The organism is Mycobacterium sp. (assembly GCF_019247615.1).
Lineage (GTDB): Bacteria > Actinomycetota > Actinomycetes > Mycobacteriales > Mycobacteriaceae > Mycobacterium.
Genome location: NZ_JAFBAT010000301.1, coordinates 1 through 3,344 on the forward strand (window position 1 = coordinate 1; position 3,344 = coordinate 3,344).

Annotated in this window: 2 protein-coding genes and 2 pseudogenes; 3 read left to right on the top strand and 1 reads right to left on the bottom strand. The window is 66.2% G+C overall.

All coding sequences use genetic code 11. The features are described from left to right. Window positions 1-294 (bottom strand): annotated as a pseudogene (locus tag JO059_RS21110) (GTP 3',8-cyclase MoaA); the annotation flags it as partial. A gap of 306 nt (window positions 295-600) precedes the next feature. Between JO059_RS21110 and JO059_RS21115 the strand changes: the two are divergent. The 3 genes and pseudogenes from JO059_RS21115 to JO059_RS21125 all read left to right on the top strand — a co-directional run. Next, the gene (locus JO059_RS21115) at window positions 601-1,008 is read left to right on the top strand and encodes a cold-shock protein (RefSeq protein ID WP_293322367.1); all 408 of its coding nucleotides are present in this window, start codon (window positions 601-603) and stop codon (window positions 1,006-1,008) included. Window positions 1,009-1,109: 101 nt separating this feature from the next. Further along, entirely contained in the window at window positions 1,110-3,035 is a 1,926-nt protein-coding gene (locus JO059_RS21120; protein ID WP_293322369.1) for an acyl-CoA dehydrogenase family protein, read from the top strand. 90 nt (window positions 3,036-3,125) lie between these two features. Then, a pseudogene (locus tag JO059_RS21125) lies at window positions 3,126-3,344 on the top strand (glutathione S-transferase family protein); the annotation flags it as partial.

Here is a 3,344-nt window from a genome sequence, read left to right on the forward strand (position 1 = left end):
GCTGGTGATGCCGAGCCGGCTGACGGCGATCCGCAGCAGCCTGGCCAGCTCGTCCGGGCGCAGCAGCTCCCCGCCGGCCAGCCAGTCGAGGCCTTCGGCCGGCATGCAATAGGTGCACCGCAGGTTGCAGCGATCGGTCAGCGACACGCGCAGGTCGGTGGCGACCCGCCCATAGCTGTCCAACAGCGGGCCAGTGGCCGGTGCCCGCCCCGCATCGTCGTCAGCGCCGAAGCCGAGCGCCGGGCCTGCCCCGCGGCCGGGCACCGTCGGCAGGCCCAATGCGGTCAACGTCATGCAGGCACCGCTGCGAATCGGGTCGGCCACTTCACAGGGACGATCTGCTTGCCGAGCGGAATGAATGACACCGCGAGCTGGTATCCGGCGGCCATCCTCTGACCGCCGAATACCTGCCAAATAACGTTCAGGACCAGGCGCATATCCCTCCCACAGTGATGCCCAGCCTACCCAGTGACGGGCAAAGGTGGGGTGCTCGTGAGGCGGGCATCCGAGTAGGATCAAAATCTCAACACCGCGTCCTGCGCAGGCGGGCGCTTCTTGTGTCGCCCATCCAGTCATCCGTCAGACAAGCAGGTGAGACCAGTGCCGACCGGCAAGGTTAAGTGGTACGACGCCGAGAAGGGTTTCGGCTTCCTGTCGCAGGAGGACGGCGAAGACGTCTACGTCCGTTCGTCGGCACTGCCCGCCGGTGTCGAGGGACTCAAGGCGGGTCAGCGGGTCGAGTTCGGCGTGGCGTCCGGGCGGCGCGGCCCACAGGCGTTGAGTCTCAAACTGATCGACCCGCCGCCCAGCCTGACGAAGACGCGCCGCGAGATCCCCGCCGAGCACAAGCACAGTCCCGATGAGTTGCACGGCATGGTCGAGGACATGATCACGCTGCTGGAGAGCACCGTGCAGCCCGAGTTGCGCAAGGGGCGCTACCCGGACCGCAAGACCGCACGCCGGGTTTCCGAGGTCGTCAAAGCCGTCGCTCGGGAACTGGACGCCTAACCGGGGCGATTACCCGGAAATGCCGCTACGCCCCGAAGCTACCGAGTGGTAACTTCGAGATCCGTAGGTCCTCGATGTGGGTCGTTAGCGAGGAGGCGACGATGGCACAGCAAGCGCAGGTCACCGAGGAACAGGCGAGAGCTCTTGCCGAGGAATCCCGCGAAAGTGGTTGGGACAAACCATCGTTCGCCAAGGAATTGTTTCTTGGTCGTTTTCCGCTGGAGCTGATCCACCCGTTTCCCAAGCCCTCCGAGGCCGAGGAGACGCGCACCCGGGCGTTTTTGGACAGGCTGCGGGAGTTCCTCGACACCATCGACGGCAGCGCCATCGAACGCGACGCTCAGATTCCCGACGAATACGTCAAGGGCCTGGCCGAACTCGGCTGTTTCGGCATGAAGATCCCGTCCGAGTACGGGGGCCTGGGCATGTCGCAGGTTGCCTACAACCGCGCGCTGGTGATGATCGCGTCCGTCCATCCCAGCCTCGGCGCGCTGCTGTCGGCCCACCAATCCATCGGGGTCCCCGAGCCGCTCAAGCTTGCCGGCACGCCCGAGCAGAAGCGGAAGTTCTTGCCCCGCTGTGCCGCCGGCGCCGTCTCGGCGTTTCTGCTCACCGAGCCGGACGTGGGATCCGACCCTGCGCGGCTGGCGTCGACCGCGACGCCGGTCGAGGACGGACAGGCGTACGAACTCGAGGGCGTGAAGTTGTGGACCACCAATGGTGTGGTCGCCGAGCTGCTGGTTGTCATGGCCCGGGTGCCCAAGAGCGAAGGGCACCGCGGCGGCATCAGCGCATTCGTGGTGGAGGCGGACTCGCCCGGCATAACCGTGGAGCGGCGCAACAAGTTCATGGGTCTGCGCGGCATCGAGAACGGCGTGACCAGGCTGCACCGGGTGCGGGTGCCCGCCGAAAACCTGATCGGCCGGGAAGGCGACGGCCTGAAGATCGCCCTGACCACGCTCAACGCCGGCAGATTGTCGGTACCGGCGAGCGCGACGGGATCATCGAAGTGGGCGCTGAAGATAGCTCGTGAATGGTCCGGCGAACGGGTGCAGTGGGGCAAGCCGCTGGGCAAACACGAAGCGGTGGCCGCCAAGATCTCCTTCATCGCCGCCACCACCTACGCGCTGGACGCGGTGCTCGAGCTGTCCGCTCAGATGGCCGACGAAGGCCGCAACGACATCAGGATCGAGGCGGCGCTGGCCAAACTGTGGTCGAGCGAGATGGCCTGTCTCATCGCCGACGAGCTGCTGCAGATTCGCGGCGGGCGCGGCTACGAGACCGCGGAATCCCTGGCGGCGCGCGGGGAGCGCGCGGTTCCGGTGGAGCAAACGCTGCGCGACCTACGGATCAACCGCATCTTCGAAGGATCCAGTGAGATCATGCGGCTGCTCATTGCGCGGGAGGCGGTCGATGCCCACCTTGCCGCGGCGGGCGACCTCGCCAAGCCCGACACCGGTTTGCGCGAGAAGGCCGCCGCGGCCGTGGGTGCGAGCGGATTCTACGCAAAGTGGTTGCCGCAACTAGTTTTCGGTGAGGGTCAGCGGCCGACGGCGTACAACGAATTCGGCCCGTTGGCGTCGCACCTTCGATTCGTCGAACGCTCCACCCGCAAGCTGGCCCGCAACACCTTCTACGGGATGGCGCGCTGGCAGGCCAAGCTCGAGCAACGGCAGGGCTTCCTGGGGCGCATCGTCGACATCGGCGCCGAGTTGTTCGCCATGTCTGCGGTGTGTGTGCGCGCGGAGGGCCAGCGTGTCGCGGACCCGACGGTCGGTCGACAGGCATACGAGCTGGCCGACGCGTTTTGCCAGCAGGCGACCCTGCGGGTCGAGGATCTGTTCGAGGCCCTGTGGTCCAACAGCGACAGCAGCGACGTGCGCCTGACGCGCAACGTCCTGGACGGCCGCTACACCTGGCTGGAGGACGGAATAGTCGATCAGTCGGAGGGCACCGGGCCGTGGATCGCGCACTGGGAACCGCAGGAGTCCACCGAGACGAATCTGGCCCGCCGTTTCCTGACCTGACTTCGTTTTCGCCGAACGTCGATTTGATGGCCGAAATGCGCGCCATGGCCGCAACAAGTCGACATTGGGCGGTGGGAGAGGATTGTCATCATGGCCACCTATGTCGCCGGCGCCGGTGAGTTCACCCGCGATACCAATTACATCGCCACCCGCATCACCGCCGACGGACGCGACGGCTATCCGGTAGAGCCCGGGCGATATCGGCTCATCGTTGCCCGCGCGTGTCCGTGGGCCAACCGGGCAATCATCGTCCGACGATTGCTGGGCCTTGAAGATGCTCTCTCCATTGGGTTTTGCGGTCCCACGCAC